Here is a 16,978-nt window from a genome sequence, read left to right on the forward strand (position 1 = left end):
TACGCTCAACCTTATCCTTAACCCGCCCACTCATATAAGGCTGGGATCTGAATATGCTGGTTATCAAAAAGAATGATCAAACTGCCTGGCAAGATTTGTTCTAATTTAACCAGCTTATCAATCACCCATTCTCCTTCATGCACATTGTTGCCATTCACTTTTATCCAACGGCTATCCGCTTTTGATGAATACATGTGAGTCTCAAAATTCATTTTCGGTAACCGGCCACGATAGTCCGACTCATGCCCAATCAAGTTAATCGCATCTTGAGGTGGCTCGATAGCGGTCGCTTTGGGCTTGGTTGCCGCCGAAGTATTAGGGCCTTTTGAAATATCTGAACCTTTTAATGCCGTTTGAAATCGTTGCGCTAACTCAGGAGACAAGCCAGATAAATCGAGATCATCCACATTCCAATCTTGTGATTTTTCCGCAGATTGATAACTGGGTGTCATTGCCTGACGAGATGGGGATGATGACGTTTTATCCGTAGTATTACTCACCGGCATAACTTCAGTGCGACGACTCACTTTTACCGGAGCAGGCACTATCGGATCTCCGGGTAATGCCTTGGCTTCTGGCATAGTTGGATAGGGTAAAATCGTAACGACATTGAGCGATGTTGGTGTTTTAACGTGCTCCACGGTAGCTGCTGCAGATGAGGCTGATTTGGATTGTGAAACCACTTGCTTTTGTGACGACTCTGGCTGTTGAGAAGGTAAACTCAATGCTTTGGGCGCAATAAAAGACTGATACCCAAGCCAAGCTAAAACCACCAACAATGGCAAAAGTAATAATAGTGTCATAATGCCTTTACCCGGTTTAACGGGTTGCAACTGACGCGGTTGCCCAGCCGCGTAATGAGGCGCCATCTGAGCTTGATAGGCTTGCTCAGATTTTTGTAACGCATTCATGACTTGTGACATTATTGCGCGCCTCCCGCTGCTGTACCAGAAAGTGAGTCGAGTACACTCGGCGCTTGGTGGTTGGCATAACTGTCAAGCAGCATTAACGTTCTCTTACCGGCAATGCCATCAACATTGATTCCTTGCCACATTTGGAATGCTTCCACTTTATGCTTAAGAGATTGATCAAATTCTTGTTTATCTTGAATTGGCTCACCTAAAACTTGCGACAATAAACGATTCAACATTTCCACGTCTTTACCTTGAGAGTGAAGTTTTAAGGTTTGGTCAGCCAATTCGCTGTGCCATAACAATTGATACTCACCAGTCCAATGCGCATTAAGCCACTCAGTTGGCACCTCGACTCGTTGATCTGCAAGAAGCAGTTGCGCTTTGTCATCCACCAGCTTGTACAAAATAGCAAAGTAAGTACGGTAATTATCCTGCATGGTCAACATCGCGGGGCGATTGATCACAGCGACATCATTTAAACGACCAGAGTCTTGATAGCAATAAAGATTGGCACGCTCGGCTTGGGTACAATTAGCGTCACTGCTGCCGACGTGATAGCCCCATAACGAAAATAACGTCTGCATGGCTGCGATTGGATTATGGCTCTGATTAATCAGGGGAGACATCACAGATTCAATACTGCTTGCTTCATTCTGCTGCTGAGCGGGTACGGACAAAGCTTGGCTAGTTTGCGCATTTGATGATACAGCCTGTGAGGCAAGCTCTGATTGATTGAGTGTCGGTTGTTCTTGCTCTGCGGGTTCTATAACTGAAGCGGTCGATAAAGGCTCGTTCAAAGAAGGTGCGCTCAATTGAGACGGCAGCCATTGCCACGCCGTAAACGCAATCGCACACCCCAGCGCCAAGCAAACACTGTAACGCAACCAATTTGAATGAAGCACAGAAGATACATGAGGCGTCGTGGCATGCAAAGCTTGATTAACACTCCCCACAGGACGCTGAAAACTCATGACATCTTGGCAAGCCTTGTCTGCATTAGCATAAGAAACCTGCGCTTCACCACTGTAATAGGCATACAGCATGCACTTATCGCACACCAAATTAATTAAACGCGGTACACCTTGTGTTTGCTTAGCAATCAGCTTAATGGCTTTCGTCGAGAAAATATCATACTGGCTTCCCGCCACTTGCAAACGAAATTGAATATATTGCGCCACTTCATCAATAGTGAGGGGTAACAAGTGATAACGGCCAGTAATGCGCTGAGCTAATTGGCGCAGCTCTTCCGTTTGCAACTTGTATTGCAATTCAGGTTGCCCAATCAGTAACACTCGCAACAGTTTTTGGCTTTCCGTTTCAAGATTGGTCAACAAGCGCAGTTGTTCAAGCACATCGGCAGACAAATGCTGCGCTTCATCAATCAATAATAAGGTTTTCACGCCTTTTCCATGATTATCGAGCAGGTAATGATAAATGGCTTGAGTCAGCTGTTTTAAACTCGCGGATTCTTGGTATTCAATCGAAAACTCATCGCATATCGCTTCTAATAAATCGCTGCTGGTATAAGTTGGGTTTAGCAATAAACCGGTTTTGATATTGTCATCCAATACCGACAGCAAGGCTTTAGAGACTGTGGTTTTCCCCGTACCTACTTCACCAGTTAGCAAAGCAAAACCACCGCCGCCACCTAAGCCAGCTTGCAAATGATTCATCGCCTCACGGTGACGGGCACTGAGGAAAATATAACGGGAACTTGGAACAATCGTAAAAGGGAGCTCAGAGAGACCGAAAAAATCCTTATACATGCATAATACTCAACATATCCATAGAAGCTGACAGGGTATACCCAAGTGACTTCAAGATGCAGAATTCAGAGCTATCATCCAAACCTTTAGGCAAGGAAGATTGGCGAAGGAATGTAAGCACCTTTCAAGTCAATCTGACGCAGGCTAAGGGCTTGGATGAAGCTCCCGAAGGGCAAGTTAAAACAAGCTTTATGCTGCGTTAAATTGAACAGAGATAGAATCACTATGATCATATTCAATTTGCCTTACCTAAAACTTGTTTTATTCTTGCTAAACTCGCATCTTGAGGTTACTTGGGTATATAAGCTACACCAATCTGCCCCGAATTTATAGCGCACCGTCAGCCAATGTGGCGCAACGCGAGTTTATTGCTAAAATGCGATGACATTCATCAATGATAAGTTAGGGAAATTGGGTGGACATTTATCTAGTTGGCGGCGCCGTTCGAGATCAGCTTTTAGGCATTCCTAGTTATGATAAAGACTGGATGGTAGTCGGCAGTAGCCCAGAGCAAATGCTGGAAAAAGGCTTTCGCCCGGTTGGGCAAGATTTCCCGGTTTTCTTACATCCTAAGACACAAGAAGAATACGCCCTAGCGCGCACGGAACGTAAATCAGGTCAAGGTTATACGGGCTTTGCATGTCATTACGCCCCCGATGTGACCCTTGAAGACGATTTAGCGCGTCGCGATCTCACCATCAATGCCATCGCGCAAAGCCCAGATGGTACATTGCACGATCCTTACCATGGCAAAGACGATCTTGATAAGCGCATCTTGCGTCATGTTTCCCCAGCCTTTAGTGAAGATCCTCTACGGGTATTACGTGTCGCGCGTTTTGCGGCCAAACTCACCCCGCTTGGCTTTACTATTGCGCCAGAAACCATGCAATTGATGCAACAGATGGTACAGGCGGATGAATTGCAACATTTAACCGCTGAACGTGTGTGGCAGGAATGGCAAAAATCGCTCACCACTCAAGAACCACAAGTCTTTCTTGACGTCTTAAAGCAATGCGGAGCGTTAGCGGTCATTCTGCCAGAAATTGATGCCCTGTTTGGCGTCCCTCAGCCGGAAAAATGGCACCCTGAAATTGATACGGGTGTTCATACTTTAATGGTGGCTAAACAAGCGGCCACACTGAGTGACTCAATCGCGGTACGCTTTGCCGCTCAAGTCCATGATCTGGGTAAAGGCGTCACACCACAAAGCGAATGGCCAAGCCATAAAATGCACTGTCATACCGGTCTCGCCTTGATTAAACAGCTTTGCCAACGTTTGACTGTACCTAATGAATGTCGCGATCTGGCGTTATTAGTTTGCCAATATCATTCTAATATTCATCGTGCTGCCGAGCTCAAAGCTGCTACGGTGCTCAAACTGTTGAATCAAATGGATGTCTGGCGCAAACCCGAACGCTTTGAGCACGTTTTACTGTGTTGCCAAGCCGATCATCAAGGACGACTAGGATTCGAATCTCAGCCCTATCCACAAAAACAGCGATTCCAGCAATATTATCAACATGCGGTTGCCATTGACGTACAAAGCATTATTGCGCAAGGCTCTCAAGGCAAGGCAATTAGAGAAGAATTAGACAAACAGCGCACGTTGGCGATTCAGCAAACAAAAGACTCACTTTTAGAAGGGTAAAAAGTTTGAATTCAAACCCAGAAACCTCGACAATGCTCAAAATTTAAAACCGTCTTAACTCAATCTTAAGGTAGAGGTGCTAATCTCCTCTAACTTAACATTAACACCTCAAAAATTTATATACAGGATCGACCTTTCTAATGACCATTTTTGATTCCATTGTGCTCGGCATAATCGAAGGTATTACTGAGTTTTTACCTATTTCTTCCACTGGGCACATGATCGTGGCTGGTAACTGGCTCGGTGTTGCCGATACGGATACCAACCAAGCGTTTGAAGTCATCATTCAAGTGGCGGCTATTTTGGCGGTCATCGCCAACTATAAAGACAAATTTCACCCTCGTTTTTTTGATTTGTGGGTAAAAGTTGCCGTCGCCTTCTTACCGATTGGCATTATTGGCTTTTTGATGAGCGATATCATCAAAGCCTTATTCAGTGTCACTGTGGTGGCGGTGATGTTCATTGTTGGCGGCATCATATTTATTGCGGTAGAACGTTTTTATAAAGAGGAAGAGTGCCCGACCACTGACGTCAATGATGTTTCTATGAAGCAAGCAATGTGGATTGGTTTTGCACAAATCTTCGCACTCATTCCTGGCACGAGTCGTGCGGGTTCAACCATTATTGGTGCGATGCTAGTCGGCCTAAACCGTAAAACCTGTGCTGAATTCTCATTCTTACTTGGATTACCGGTATTAGCCGCCGCATCCGGTTATGACTTACTCAAACACTACCAAGATTTCACCAGCGCGGATTTTACCAATCTAGCAGTAGGGTTTGTGACCGCCTTTATCGTGGCTTATTTTGTCATTAAATGGTTCATCAGCTTCTTAGCTAAATTTACTTTTGTGGGCTTTGGTATTTACCGAATCTTATTCGGCATTCTTTTATTGGCCATGGCTTAAAAATAAGTAAACACTTACATTCATTTGTAATGTGCAGCATAAAAACGAGCGTAATAATGGCGCTCGTTTTTTTATGCTTTGATGAAGTGACAGCTGATGAGATTAAAAACGAAAGTCGACAGACGTAAGCGTGTTTTTCGGTGAATCAAATTGCTGCCAAATTTGCTCAACAGTACGACCATCATTTGGGATCACGAACTGTGGGCAAAGCTCGACTAATGGTCGAATAACAAACTCATACTTAAAAATATCACTACGCGGCACAATCGGCTTGTCGCTCGACACTCGATCGCCAAATAACAAGATATCCAGATCTAACGTTCGGTCTTGAAACTTTTGCGCATCAATGCGACGCCCCCACTTTATTTCTATCTCACGCAACACATGTTGTAATTCGTGCAAACTCAATGTGGTGTCTAATTCAAACACAAAGTTATAAAATGCGTGACTCTCAAAACCGACTGGCTGACATTCATAGACCGTCGAAGCGCGCACTGCACCTAAACGTGCTAACTCTTGATAGGCGGCACGGGCATGCTTTTCTCGCTCAAGATTACTGCCAAAGCCAATATACGCTAGCGTCACATTTGGCCTCTTTCGATGATAACGCCAACGCCTTTCGCTTGTGGAACCGCACCAGGTTTGATCAAATGAATTTTAACCCAAGGTACTGAAAATTGAGTCATGATCAACTCAGCCACTTCCTCAGCAACTCGCTCCACCAAAAGAAAACGTCCAGTTTCAATATGATGCAAAACAGCCTGGCTGACTTGGGCATAATCTAAGGCGTCATTCACGTCATCACTTTTACCGGCAGGGCGATTGTCGTGAGCCATTTCAATATTAAGCACCAATTTTTGCTTGATCTCTTGTTCCCAATCATAAGCCCCAATGGTGGTGATCACTTCCAGTTGTTCAATAAATACTTTATCCAAAGCCATGAGACTTCCTTATGCAAACTTTAACTTTATCGATTAATCATTATTTATTTCGAGGAATTTGTAAGTTTCCGACTCATCGGATACCCAAGCGAAACAAAAACACGTAATATGCGGAAAATATACTACACCCCTAAGCCAAAACGAAAGGCAAAGCGGCTTAGAACGCTGCCTCAAGTAATATGAGCCAAGTTTTAGGGTGAAAAAACGTTATTATCGCCAAGGAAAATCATGAGCATTCTGGCACTTATTATGATCATACTCGCTTACTTACTCGGTTCTATATCGAGTGCGGTGTTGATCTGCCGAATGTGTCAACTGCCCGACCCTCGTCAGCAAGGTTCCAAGAACCCTGGAGCGACCAATGTCCTGCGTGTCGGTGGAAAAGCTGCCGCGGTCGGCGTTCTGGTGTCCGATATTCTCAAAGGCATGATTCCTGTTTGGTTTAGCTATTATTTAGGCATTGAACCTTTAATGCTCGGATTTATCGGCGTAGCGGCTTGCCTTGGACATATCTACCCAATCTTCTTCCATTTTAAAGGTGGCAAAGGCGTGGCGACGGCTATTGGTACTATGGCTCCCATTGGCTTTGATTTAACCGGCATGCTGATGGCAACGTGGCTTATCACCTTCTTTACTACACGCTATTCATCATTGGCAGCAATTGTCACCACCCTATTAGCACCGTTTTACACTTGGTTAGTCAAACCGCAATACACCATTCCGGTCGCAATGCTGTCTTGTTTAATCATTTTCCGTCATTACGCCAACATCAAACGTTTAATTGATGGCAGTGAACCTAAAGTAAAATCTAAATCGCAAGCTAAACATCACTAAGCGAATCCTAAGCCTTGAACCATTCACACAAAAAACGGTAACACTAAGGCTACCGTTTTTTGTATTCATATTGAGTAAATACTTACTTATCCGCAATCGGCTCTAATTGATCAATTGGCCAGCGAGGTTGCGCTTGCACGGAAAGATCAGTCATCTCACCATTACGTAAGCGCTGCATGCCCGCATACGCAATCATGGCGCCGTTATCAGTGCAAAACTCCGTTCTCGGATAATAGACCGCCCCGCCGACTTTTTTGGCTAACGTTTCCAACGATAAACGCAGCTGCTTGTTAGCACTTACTCCGCCAGCAATAACGATACGCTTTAATCCAGTTTGCTCTAATGCACGACGGCACTTAATCACTAAGGTGTCACATACCGCCTCTTGGAAAGCGTAAGCGATATCGGCGCGTGTTTGTTCAGAGTCGTCATTGGCCGCAATGGTATTAGCCGCAAAGGTTTTCAAACCAGAGAAACTGAAATCAAGCCCTGGGCGATCGGTCATAGGACGCGGGAACTTAAAGCGCCCCGGCGTGCCATTTTCGGCTAAACGCGATAGCAATGGGCCACCAGGATAATCCAATCCCATTAATTTAGCGGTTTTATCAAACGCTTCACCGGCGGCATCATCAATCGATTCACCGAGAATTTGATATTCACCAATCGCTTTCACTTCCACCATCATGGTATGGCCGCCTGACACCAACAGCGCCACAAATGGAAACTCTGGCGGGTTATCTTCTAACATCGGCGCAAGTAAATGGCCTTCCATGTGATGCACTGGCACGGCAGGAACATTCCACGCATAAGCTAAACTGCGTCCGATTGTCGCGCCAACCAGTAAAGCACCGACTAATCCAGGGCCAGCGGTATAGGCAACCCCATCAATGTCTTTCGAAATTAAACCCGCTTCTTTTAATGCCGCTTTAATAAGTGGAATGGTCTTTTTAACGTGGTCACGCGAGGCCAGCTCAGGCACGACACCACCGTAATCGGCATGCAATTTCACTTGACTATAAAGTTGATGAGACAACAAGCCTTGCTCTTCATCATAAATCGCAATACCGGTTTCATCACATGAGGTTTCAATACCTAAAATTCGCATAGTTATCCTGGTACAGTTTCCGTACATCGGTTGATTTTTCTTGAATTGGGCGTAATCTTACCGCTTCGGAAAAAATTTAACCAGATCTTACCTTGATAATGCTTTACAAATGGGTATCGATCGGATTAAAATTCCGCACCATTTTTGATCTAGCTGATCACATTTCGTTCCAAGTTTGGGTCGATTCAAAGATCAGCATTAACGAATAACCCCTGAGGTGAAAGGCATATGCCAGTAGTTAAAGTACGTGATAACGAACCGTTTGACGTAGCATTACGTCGTTTCAAGCGCTCTTGCGAAAAAGCAGGTGTTCTTTCTGAAGTGCGTCGTCGTGAGCATTACGAAAAACCAACAACTGTACGTAAACGCGCTAAAGCAGCGGCTCAAAAGCGTCACGCTAAAAAGCTAGCTCGCGAAAACGCACGTCGCGTTCGCTTGTACTAATAACTTAACGCCCATTTAGGACTTAAGTTATGGCTCTGATTGACCAACTTAAAGATGAGCAAAAATTAGCGATGAAAGCCAAGGACAAAGCGCGCCTTGGCACTATCCGTTTAGCTCTTTCAGCCATTAAGCAACGTGAAGTCGACGAACAGATTACTCTGTCTGACGATGATATCCTTGCTGTGCTGACTAAAATGGTTAAACAGCGTCGCGATTCTGTTACGCAATATGAAGCTGCAAATCGTCAAGATCTTGCAGATGCTGAAAAAGCTGAAATTACAGTTCTTGAGGAATTTATGCCTCAACCGCTGAGCGATGAAGAAGTGGCTGCTTTAATTGATAAAGCCATCACTGAATCTGGCGCTGCGGGCATGCAAGACATGGGTAACGTAATGGGGGTATTAAAACCTCAACTTCAAGGCCGTGCAGATATGGGTAAAGTAAGTGGTTTGGTTCGCGCTAAACTGGCTTAATCACCCACATTAAATTAAAGCAAGCCGTGCACTTCTTTGGAGTTGCACGGCTTGTTTGTATTTATAAACACGATAATCGAAAGCTCGTGACTCGTCTCTCGATAACCTTATCGAAACCCGAGTAGCGTAGCGCCCTAAACTCGTAAATCGGATTCTATTCTTTATGGCAGGACACATCCCCCGTAGTTTTATTGATGACCTTCTTGCACGAGTGGATATCGTGGATTTAGTCGATCCACGCGTTAAGCTCAAGAAGCAAGGTAAGAACTACGGGGCATGTTGCCCGTTTCATAACGAAAAATCGCCTTCTTTTATTGTTAGCCCAGATCGTCAAACCTATCACTGCTTTGGCTGTGGTGTACACGGTAATGCCATTGATTTTATGATGGAATACGAACGTTTAGAGTTCGTTGAAGCGATAGAAGAAATTGCCGGGTTTTTAGGATTAGATGTTCCAAGAGAACAACGGGGTGGCGGCCACTTTCAAAACAATAATGCGCCTCGTGCCAATGCGGAACAAAAGCGTAATTTATACGATTTATTAGGCAGCATTAGCCAATATTATCGCTCTCAATTAAAAGTGAGCGCTAACAAAGCCGCGATTGAGTATTTAAAAAATCGTGGCTTGTCTGGTGAAATCGTCCAGAAGTTTGGTATTGGCTATGTGCCCGATGAATGGGACAGCGTGCGCAAAAACTTTGGCCAACAAAAAGCCGTCCAAGACATGCTGGTTGAAGGCGGAATGTTGATCGAAAACGATAAAGGCAACCGCTACGATCGCTTTCGTGGCCGTATCATGTTCCCTATTCGGGACCGCCGTGGGCGCGTGATTGGCTTTGGTGGTCGGGTTCTTGGTGATGAAAAACCTAAATACCTGAACTCACCGGAAACCCCTGTCTTCCATAAAGGTAAAGAGTTGTATGGTCTTTACGACGTGTTGCAAAGCCACCGTGAACCACAACAAATCCTTGTGGTCGAAGGGTATATGGACGTCGTGGCTCTGGCCCAATATGGTGTCGACTATTCCGTCGCAGCGCTGGGAACGTCAACCACAGGCGATCACATGCAAATGTTATTTCGCCAAACAGGCACTGTGGTGTGTTGTTACGATGGTGATCGTGCAGGCCGGGAGGCAGCTTGGCGTGCAATGGAAAATGCACTGCCCTATTTGACCGATGGTCGCCAACTCAAATTCATGTTTTTACCCGATGGCGAGGACCCTGATTCCTACATTCGCGAATATGGTAAAGAGCAATTTGAGCAGCAAGTGTTCCATGCGACCTCATTATCGGAATTTTTATTTTCGACCTTGATGCAGCAAGTGGACACCAGTAGCCACGAAGGAAAAGCAAAGCTAACCTCTTTAGCCGTGCCTTTAATTGAAAAAGTCCCAGGTGGTACATTACGACTATACTTGAGAGACTTGCTGGGTAAAAAACTCGGGCTTTTGGATGAGCGTCAACTGCAACAATTGATTGCTAAAGACAGCCAAACACAAGCAACGCCACAACCGCATAAAGAAATAAAACGAACACCAATGCGAGTGGTCATTGCATTACTTTTGCAAAAACCCAGCTATGCTGAATTGGCACCAGATTTAAATTCAATTCGTCATATAGACTTACCAGGATTAAGTTTATTGCTGAAGGTACTTGATATTTGTCGAGAAAATCCCAATATCAAATCTGCACAGCTCATTGAACACTGGCGCGATCAAAAAAATGAAGCATTATTGTCACGTTTAATGAATTGGGATATCCCCCTCAATGATGACAATGAACAAGATGTATTTTTAGACACATTGGATAAAATATTAGCTCAATGTGTTGAAAAGCAAATAGAAACATTGCAAGCGAAAGAAAGAAGCTCCGGCTTATCAGTCGAGGAAAAACGGGAGTTGCAAGATCTCATTCTTCAACGTCCTTAGTTAAGCACCGCCCAAAGAAAGTTCTAAAGTGGCGAGCAATGAATCAATTTGCTATAATTGGCGGTTTGCATTTCGCATACTAATATTCTTCACTCAGACCCAAGTTGGATATCGTCGATGGATCAAAATCCGCAGTCACAGCTAAAGTTACTTGTCGCTAAAGGTAAGGAACAAGGCTACCTGACCTACGCAGAAGTAAACGACCACCTACCTGAAGAAATCGTAGATTCAGAGCAGGTAGAAGACATCATTCAAATGATTAACGACATGGGTATCCAAGTCGTTGAAACCGCACCTGATGCGGACGATCTTATGTTGAATGAGGCCGTAGCAGATGAAGACGCTGCCGAAGCTGCAGCAGCTGCACTTTCAAGTGTTGAAAGTGAAATTGGCCGTACTACAGACCCTGTGCGCATGTACATGCGTGAAATGGGTACCGTTGAGCTACTCACTCGTGAAGGTGAGATCGACATTGCTAAACGCATTGAAGATGGCATCAATCAAGTACAATGCTCGGTTGCCGAATACCCAGGCACCATCAGTTATATTCTTGAGCAATTTGATAAAGTTCAAGCCGAAGAACTTCGTCTTACTGATATTATCTCAGGTTTCGTTGATCCAGATGACGAAGGTAACGCTGCGCCAACAGCCACACACGTTGGTTCAGAATTATCTGTCACAGATGACGATGATGATGACCTAGATGACGACGAAGACGATGATGATGACGATTCAGAAGCCGAAGAGGAAGAAGTAGGCATCGATCCTGAGCTTGCTCTGGAACGTTTCACTGAGCTTCGCAACACTTATCAGAACTTACAGTTAGCGATCAACGAACATGGTCGTGAAAGTACGCAAATTGCGGACAGCAAACAAGAGTTTTTAGATGTGTTCCGTCAGTTCCGTTTAGTTCCTAAGCAATTTGATTACTTAGTCAATAACTTAAAAAACTCAATGGATCGCGTGCGTACTCAAGAACGTTTGATTATCCGTACCGTGGTTGAATATGGCAAAATGCCGAAAAAAGCCTTTGTTCAAGCATTCACGGGTAATGAGTCATCTGAAGCGTGGTTGGATGAAATCTTAGCATCAGGTAAGCCTTATGCCGATAAGATTAAGCAAAATGAAGAAGAACTACGTCGTTGTATCTTCAAGCTAAAATCAATCGAAGAAGAAACGTCTTTGAATGTGCAAACCATCAAAGACATCAGCCGTCGTATGTCTATCGGTGAAGCAAAAGCTCGCCGTGCGAAGAAAGAAATGGTTGAAGCGAACCTTCGTTTGGTTATCTCCATTGCGAAGAAGTACACCAACCGTGGCTTACAATTCTTGGATCTTATCCAAGAAGGTAATATCGGTTTGATGAAAGCCGTAGATAAGTTCGAATACCGTCGTGGTTATAAGTTCTCAACTTATGCAACATGGTGGATTCGTCAGGCGATCACTCGCTCTATTGCTGACCAAGCGCGTACTATTCGTATTCCGGTACACATGATCGAAACCATTAACAAATTGAACCGTATCTCTCGCCAGATGCTTCAAGAAATGGGCCGTGAACCGTTACCAGAAGAATTGGCTGAACGCATGCAAATGCCTGAAGACAAAATTCGTAAAGTTCTAAAGATTGCTAAAGAACCAATCTCAATGGAAACCCCTATTGGTGATGATGAAGATTCGCACCTAGGTGATTTCATTGAAGATACCACGCTTGAGTTACCTTTAGACTCTGCAACTTCAACCAGCTTGAAGTTTGCAACGAAAGACGTACTTGCTGGCTTAACACCACGTGAAGCGAAAGTGCTTCGTATGCGCTTTGGTATCGATATGAACACAGACCATACGTTAGAAGAAGTGGGTAAACAATTCGACGTAACTCGTGAGCGTATCCGTCAGATTGAAGCAAAAGCATTGCGTAAACTGCGTCATCCAAGCCGCTCAGAAACGCTACGTAGCTTCTTAGACGAGTAATGGAATCAATCTGCGATTAATTCAACGAAAGCATCGCAAAATTGATTAACTAAAAAGGTGAGACTTGTGCTCACCTTTTTTGTGTCTGTAATCTAACTGGATAAAAACTAAGCGCAATCAAGTCTCTGATAACTAGACACTCACAGCGCATTCCCCTATAATCTTGCAACAATTTGGCCCCATAGCTCAGTTGGTTAGAGCGCACGACTCATAATCGTTAGGTCCACAGTTCAAGTCTGTGTGGGGCCACCAAATACAGAAAGCCCCGAAAGCATATTTTGTTTTCGGGGCTTTTCTTTTTGTTTCGGAAGCTTTCTTTAATCGACTTACCGTAAGTTTATCTAACCTCAGCTGAGGTTATTTATATTACGCTTGTTTCTTTATTAATGATTCACGGTACAGCACGATATCATCAATGGTTAAAACTGGCATATTATGCAGTTTACCAAACGCCACGATCTCTTCGGCACGAGCCATAGTCCCATCAGGGTTGGTCACTTCACACAAAACGCCCGCAGGGTTTAGTCCTGCTAATTGCATCAAATCTGTCGTTCCTTCGGTGTGGCCACGACGGCTGAATACACCACCTTGGCGTGCACGCAGCGGGAATACATGGCCTGGTCGCGCTAAATCTTCTGGTTTAGCATCCGCAAAAATAGCCGTTTTAATTGTTGTCACACGGTCAGCAGCAGAAACGCCTGTTGTCACACCTTGCTTCGCTTCGATAGATACCGTAAATGCGGTTTGATTTTGGCTATTGTTATCAACCACCATTGGCGGTAAATCAAGTTGATTGGCTTGCTCATCGGTTAAGCATAAGCACACAATGCCACTACACTCGCGGATCATAAGTGCCATTTGAGCATCAGTTAAGGTTTCAGCAGAATAAATAAGATCGCCTTCGTTTTCACGATCTTCATCATCTAAAACTAAAACACCTTGCCCTTGCTGCAGTGCAAGCAGCGCAGCTTCAACACGTTCAATTGGGTTGCCAAATTCAGCAAGTAAAGAAGGTTGGTTCTGATTCATGGTAAACGCTCCTATAGGTACCAGAATCAGGGCTATTTTAAGAAGGGATCGAACTGCACTTAGCAAAACGCTAAGTACGATCAATACAAAGCCGTCAGGTTCACACCCACGACATTTATCCTCTCCCATCCAGACTATTACTGTCGGCTCTGGCCTCTCACCAGATCTGCTGACCCTGATCCAAAAATCAGGCGCTCGCGGGCTCATAACATATTGAATAAAAACAACTGCTATATACCGCCGGTGGGGAATTGCGCCCCGCCCTGAGAATAATTAATGATAATCCACACGATGTGGAGCGGTCATAGTATTACAGCGACAATAGAAAATCTAATACTCAGCGCAAAAAAAAACCTCAGCCGAAGCCGAGGTTCTAATTCATCCAATTTTTGTCAAATTAAGCTGCAGCTTTAATTGACTCAACAGGCGCAGCCACTTTCTTCTCACCAATAGGGAGAACAGTACGGCCGTACTCTAAGTTGATAATTGTCGCTGCCGCTAGGTAAACCGCACTTGAGCCACAGAACAAGCCTACTACGCCCGCAGTGTGAGCAATAGCAGCATTACCAGTGAAATCACCAGCAGCTAATAAGAAGAACAATACCGTTAAGCTGCCAAATACCACTTGTTTAGCAACTGGGTAACGAGGCAATGTGGCAATAAACATAAAGCCAGTGAAGATACCCCAAATAGTTAGGTATGATGCTAGGAAGTGAGCCGATGTTGCTTCACCCAATCCCATGCTTGGCATCAAGATTAAGCCAACCAATGAAAGCCAGAACATACCGTAAGAAGTAAATGCTGTAGTACCGAAAGTATTTCCGTTCTTATATTCCATAATGCCCGCGATCACTTGGGCAATACCACCATAAAAAATACCCATAGCAAGAATCACAGTGCTAAGCGGGAATAAACCTACGTTGTGTAGATTTAAAAGAATGGTTGTCATACCAAACGCCATTAAACCTAATGGGCCTGGATTTGCTGGTTTTGTAGTTGCTGCCGTTGACATAGTTTTACCTGTTTAAAATGTAATCGATATATAAAAAACGGCGTATTATTGTCGATGCTTATCGCTTTGTAAAACATTTTGTTAGCTAAGTCACAAAAAACTATTTTAAGTCATAAAAAAGCCTGAGTTCATCATGATAGATGTCACTCAGGCCGAAAAATAAAACAATTAACCTATTGATTTTAATTATTTTAATTCAATTTACTTGCTGCTTGGCAAGCTTCTTTTGTTGGATTTTGTTTCAGTCGCTTTTTTCTTTTGTGGCGCCTCTTTTAATACAATAACGGGACGAGTCATGAATAAGTTATTTGGGTAGAGCACCTGGTCACCATCCAGAGTACGTAGTTGTACATTCATGAAGCCCATTTCTATAATTTCACCTTCGATAAAATTTGCCCCATCAACCACTTTCACCCAGCGGCCAACTCGACAATCATTCTGAGTAAATAAGATCAAAAAGCTGGTTAAGTTACTTAGCAGTGACCATCCTGCAAATAAGGCCACACCCAATAGAGCAAACATGGATGAACCGACAACCAATAAACCTCTAAGCTCAATCCCCCACATCATCAAAAGTAAACAAATGATGATAATTGAAGTGATCGTATTAAGTAATAAACGGACTCTTTGCTTTCTATGGGGGCTAGTCGCCGCTTTAGAACCACGCAAAAAAACCTTAGCAGGTATCCGGCGTAGCATTGGATAGAACATGAATACAAGCGCGGTGATAAACCACTTGTAATAATCTTGGGTAAACAACAACCAATCATTTGAAATAACGTCTGACATTATGCGCTCACTTCGTTGTTATTCTCGGCTGCAATTGCCTTCTTTTGATAGCGGTTTGCCAAAATTGCACAATAGAATATTTGTAAAGGATGATAAAGCATGATCGGTAATAAAAGCATTCCAAGCCTAGGATCCGTACCAAAAATCACTTTCGCCATTGGCACTCCTGCGGCTAACGTCTTCTTACTACCGCAAAATACAGCCGCCACCTCGTCTTCATGCCCAAACCCAAATTGTTTAGCGCTCCACTTCACTCCATTAACGATGAATACAAGCACCGCACAACAAATGGCAACCGACATCAAAACATATTCGATAGAAAAACTATGCCAAATACCCTCATGAACCGAGTCACTAAAAGCATTAAACACAATAAATAGGATCACAAACTTATCGAGTTTATTGACGACCGCTTTATGCTTTTCGAATGTGGTAAGAACCAAAGGGCGTAAAACTTGTCCAACAACCATGGGTAACAACAGCATCTTTGATATAGAAATCACGGAATCCATCACATCAAATGAAATGCCTTGTAAGCCCATAAAAAATTGAATAAGCAGCGGTGTAATGAAAATACCGAGAATACTGGATAAAGAGGCATTAAAAATTGCCCCCGGAATGTTGCCTCTGCCAATCGCCGTCATTGCGACTGAAGATGAAATCGTACTTGGTAAAACCAATAAGAAACAGAAACCAAAAGCCAATGCCGTTGGCATAATAGCTAAAAACCCCTGACCAAAAGCTAACCAAATCAAAGGATAAATCACAAATGTCACCGTTTGAATAAACAAGTGTAAACGCCAGTTACTCACCCCGTCTTTCAGCGCTTTTGGCGATAAACCAATACCATGTAAAAAGAAAATGATGGCGATACCCAAAGAAGTCACATTATCGAGCTGTAACACTCCCCCACTTCGCCCCACATCAGGTATCACAGTTGCTAGCAGCATAGCGACAACCATGCCCACTAAAAACCACTCTTTCTTTACCCATTGCCTAGTGCTGACTAGCATGTGTTGACCTCTTCAAATTTCAATCAAAATAAATCCCAAATCACCATCAATTAGGCTACATTTTATGAATAATGTCATTAAAAATGATTACATATCATCTAGATAATGGGATACTTTCTAAAGAGCAAAGCTCTGTTTTAAACTAAATACAGTTAGATATAACCAGCGCCCACTTATATAGATAGTCATGGATTGGCTATATTTAAGTGT

16 protein-coding genes, 1 tRNA gene and 1 riboswitch are annotated in these 16,978 nt (G+C 43.8%); of the genes, 8 read left to right on the top strand and 9 right to left on the bottom strand.

Annotation, left to right across the window (positions count from 1 at the left end; all coding sequences use genetic code 11):
• Positions 1 to 17: 17 nt before the first annotated feature.
• Together Vgang_RS10305 and Vgang_RS10310 are read right to left on the bottom strand one after the other, a co-directional pair.
• The gene (locus tag Vgang_RS10305; RefSeq protein WP_105900723.1) at positions 18 to 923 is read right to left on the bottom strand and encodes a general secretion pathway protein GspB; all 906 of its coding nucleotides are present in this window, start codon (positions 921 to 923) and stop codon (positions 18 to 20) included.
• A complete protein-coding gene (locus Vgang_RS10310; RefSeq protein ID WP_105900722.1) occupies positions 923 to 2,680 on the bottom strand; it encodes an ExeA family protein in 1,758 nt (585 codons plus the stop codon). Before Vgang_RS10310 ends, Vgang_RS10305 begins: the two co-directional genes overlap by 1 nt.
• A gap of 415 nt (positions 2,681 to 3,095) precedes the next feature.
• On the opposite strand from Vgang_RS10310, the gene Vgang_RS10315 reads away from it, so the two are divergent.
• The gene (locus Vgang_RS10315; protein ID WP_105900721.1) at positions 3,096 to 4,328 is read left to right on the top strand and encodes a multifunctional CCA addition/repair protein; all 1,233 of its coding nucleotides are present in this window, start codon (positions 3,096 to 3,098) and stop codon (positions 4,326 to 4,328) included.
• Between the two features lie 140 nt (positions 4,329 to 4,468).
• A complete protein-coding gene (locus Vgang_RS10320) occupies positions 4,469 to 5,233 on the top strand; it encodes an undecaprenyl-diphosphate phosphatase (RefSeq protein ID WP_105900720.1) in 765 nt (254 codons plus the stop codon).
• Positions 5,234 to 5,335: 102 nt separating this feature from the next.
• Here the strand turns inward: Vgang_RS10320 and folK are convergent, their stop codons facing one another.
• Both folK and folB read right to left on the bottom strand, forming a co-directional pair.
• The gene (gene folK, locus Vgang_RS10325) at positions 5,336 to 5,818 is read right to left on the bottom strand and encodes a 2-amino-4-hydroxy-6-hydroxymethyldihydropteridine diphosphokinase (RefSeq protein ID WP_105900719.1); all 483 of its coding nucleotides are present in this window, start codon (positions 5,816 to 5,818) and stop codon (positions 5,336 to 5,338) included.
• On the bottom strand, positions 5,815 to 6,174 hold the full coding sequence (folB, locus tag Vgang_RS10330) for a dihydroneopterin aldolase (RefSeq protein WP_105900718.1): 360 nt from the start codon (positions 6,172 to 6,174) through the stop codon (positions 5,815 to 5,817). The genes folK and folB overlap by 4 nt, the downstream gene beginning before the upstream one ends.
• A 228-nt stretch (positions 6,175 to 6,402) precedes the next feature.
• Here folB and plsY point away from each other — a divergent pair, with 228 nt between their 5' ends.
• On the top strand, positions 6,403 to 7,008 hold the full coding sequence (gene plsY, locus Vgang_RS10335; protein ID WP_105900717.1) for a glycerol-3-phosphate 1-O-acyltransferase PlsY: 606 nt from the start codon (positions 6,403 to 6,405) through the stop codon (positions 7,006 to 7,008).
• 82 nt (positions 7,009 to 7,090) lie between these two features.
• Here the strand turns inward: plsY and tsaD are convergent, their stop codons facing one another.
• Positions 7,091 to 8,113, bottom strand: a complete 1,023-nt coding sequence (gene tsaD / locus Vgang_RS10340) for a tRNA (adenosine(37)-N6)-threonylcarbamoyltransferase complex transferase subunit TsaD (RefSeq protein ID WP_105900716.1) — start codon at positions 8,111 to 8,113, stop codon at positions 7,091 to 7,093.
• A 228-nt stretch (positions 8,114 to 8,341) separates the two neighbouring features.
• On the opposite strand from tsaD, the gene rpsU reads away from it, so the two are divergent.
• From rpsU to Vgang_RS10365, 5 genes are all read left to right on the top strand, one after another.
• A complete protein-coding gene (gene rpsU / locus Vgang_RS10345; RefSeq protein ID WP_017024921.1) occupies positions 8,342 to 8,557 on the top strand; it encodes a 30S ribosomal protein S21 in 216 nt (71 codons plus the stop codon).
• Between the two features lie 29 nt (positions 8,558 to 8,586).
• Positions 8,587 to 9,030: a GatB/YqeY domain-containing protein gene (locus Vgang_RS10350; RefSeq protein WP_105900715.1), complete on the top strand. Its 444-nt coding sequence runs from the start codon at positions 8,587 to 8,589 to the stop codon at positions 9,028 to 9,030.
• 163 nt (positions 9,031 to 9,193) lie between these two features.
• Positions 9,194 to 10,957, top strand: coding sequence for a DNA primase (dnaG, locus tag Vgang_RS10355; protein WP_105900714.1), 1,764 nt, complete (start codon positions 9,194 to 9,196; stop codon positions 10,955 to 10,957).
• Between the two features lie 117 nt (positions 10,958 to 11,074).
• Entirely contained in the window at positions 11,075 to 12,925 is a 1,851-nt protein-coding gene (gene rpoD, locus Vgang_RS10360; RefSeq protein ID WP_105900713.1) for an RNA polymerase sigma factor RpoD, read from the top strand.
• 175 nt (positions 12,926 to 13,100) lie between these two features.
• A tRNA-Ile gene (locus Vgang_RS10365) sits at positions 13,101 to 13,177 on the top strand.
• Positions 13,178 to 13,291: 114 nt separating this feature from the next.
• Here the strand turns inward: Vgang_RS10365 and ribB are convergent.
• From ribB to Vgang_RS10385, 4 genes are all read right to left on the bottom strand, one after another.
• Entirely contained in the window at positions 13,292 to 13,954 is a 663-nt protein-coding gene (gene ribB, locus Vgang_RS10370; protein ID WP_105900712.1) for a 3,4-dihydroxy-2-butanone-4-phosphate synthase, read from the bottom strand.
• A 113-nt stretch (positions 13,955 to 14,067) separates the two neighbouring features.
• A riboswitch (FMN riboswitch) is annotated at positions 14,068 to 14,229 on the bottom strand.
• Between the two features lie 122 nt (positions 14,230 to 14,351).
• Entirely contained in the window at positions 14,352 to 14,966 is a 615-nt protein-coding gene (locus Vgang_RS10375; protein WP_105900711.1) for an acetate uptake transporter, read from the bottom strand.
• A gap of 201 nt (positions 14,967 to 15,167) precedes the next feature.
• Positions 15,168 to 15,755 carry a mechanosensitive ion channel domain-containing protein gene (locus Vgang_RS10380; RefSeq protein ID WP_105900710.1) on the bottom strand — a complete coding sequence of 196 codons (588 nt, stop codon included), beginning with the start codon at positions 15,753 to 15,755 and terminating at the stop codon, positions 15,168 to 15,170.
• Positions 15,755 to 16,768 (bottom strand): bile acid:sodium symporter family protein, encoded by a 1,014-nt coding sequence (locus Vgang_RS10385; protein ID WP_105900709.1) that lies wholly within the window; start codon positions 16,766 to 16,768, stop codon positions 15,755 to 15,757. Before Vgang_RS10385 ends, Vgang_RS10380 begins: the two co-directional genes overlap by 1 nt.
• Between the last annotated feature and the right edge of the window lie 210 nt (positions 16,769 to 16,978).

The sequence above is a fragment of the Vibrio gangliei genome, from assembly GCF_026001925.1.
GTDB classification, from domain to species: domain Bacteria; phylum Pseudomonadota; class Gammaproteobacteria; order Enterobacterales; family Vibrionaceae; genus Vibrio; species Vibrio gangliei.

Bases quoted from the DNA above. Each gene is read 5' to 3' on its own strand.
- tsaD (WP_105900716.1), bottom strand. From the start codon at position 8,113: ATGCGAATTTTAGGTATTGAAACCTCATGTGATGAAACCGGTATTGCG.
- plsY (WP_105900717.1), top strand. From the start codon at position 6,403: ATGAGCATTCTGGCACTTATTATGATCATACTCGCTTACTTACTCGGT.
- ribB (WP_105900712.1), bottom strand. From the start codon at position 13,954: ATGAATCAGAACCAACCTTCTTTACTTGCTGAATTTGGCAACCCAATT.
- Vgang_RS10310 (WP_105900722.1), bottom strand. From the start codon at position 2,680: ATGTATAAGGATTTTTTCGGTCTCTCTGAGCTCCCTTTTACGATTGTT.
- Vgang_RS10305 (WP_105900723.1), bottom strand. From the start codon at position 923: ATGTCACAAGTCATGAATGCGTTACAAAAATCTGAGCAAGCCTATCAA.
- Vgang_RS10385 (WP_105900709.1), bottom strand. From the start codon at position 16,768: ATGCTAGTCAGCACTAGGCAATGGGTAAAGAAAGAGTGGTTTTTAGTG.
- dnaG (WP_105900714.1), top strand. From the start codon at position 9,194: ATGGCAGGACACATCCCCCGTAGTTTTATTGATGACCTTCTTGCACGA.
- Vgang_RS10350 (WP_105900715.1), top strand. From the start codon at position 8,587: ATGGCTCTGATTGACCAACTTAAAGATGAGCAAAAATTAGCGATGAAA.
- rpoD (WP_105900713.1), top strand. From the start codon at position 11,075: ATGGATCAAAATCCGCAGTCACAGCTAAAGTTACTTGTCGCTAAAGGT.
- Vgang_RS10375 (WP_105900711.1), bottom strand. From the start codon at position 14,966: ATGTCAACGGCAGCAACTACAAAACCAGCAAATCCAGGCCCATTAGGT.
- Vgang_RS10320 (WP_105900720.1), top strand. From the start codon at position 4,469: ATGACCATTTTTGATTCCATTGTGCTCGGCATAATCGAAGGTATTACT.
- Vgang_RS10380 (WP_105900710.1), bottom strand. From the start codon at position 15,755: ATGTCAGACGTTATTTCAAATGATTGGTTGTTGTTTACCCAAGATTAT.
- folB (WP_105900718.1), bottom strand. From the start codon at position 6,174: ATGGCTTTGGATAAAGTATTTATTGAACAACTGGAAGTGATCACCACC.
- rpsU (WP_017024921.1), top strand. From the start codon at position 8,342: ATGCCAGTAGTTAAAGTACGTGATAACGAACCGTTTGACGTAGCATTA.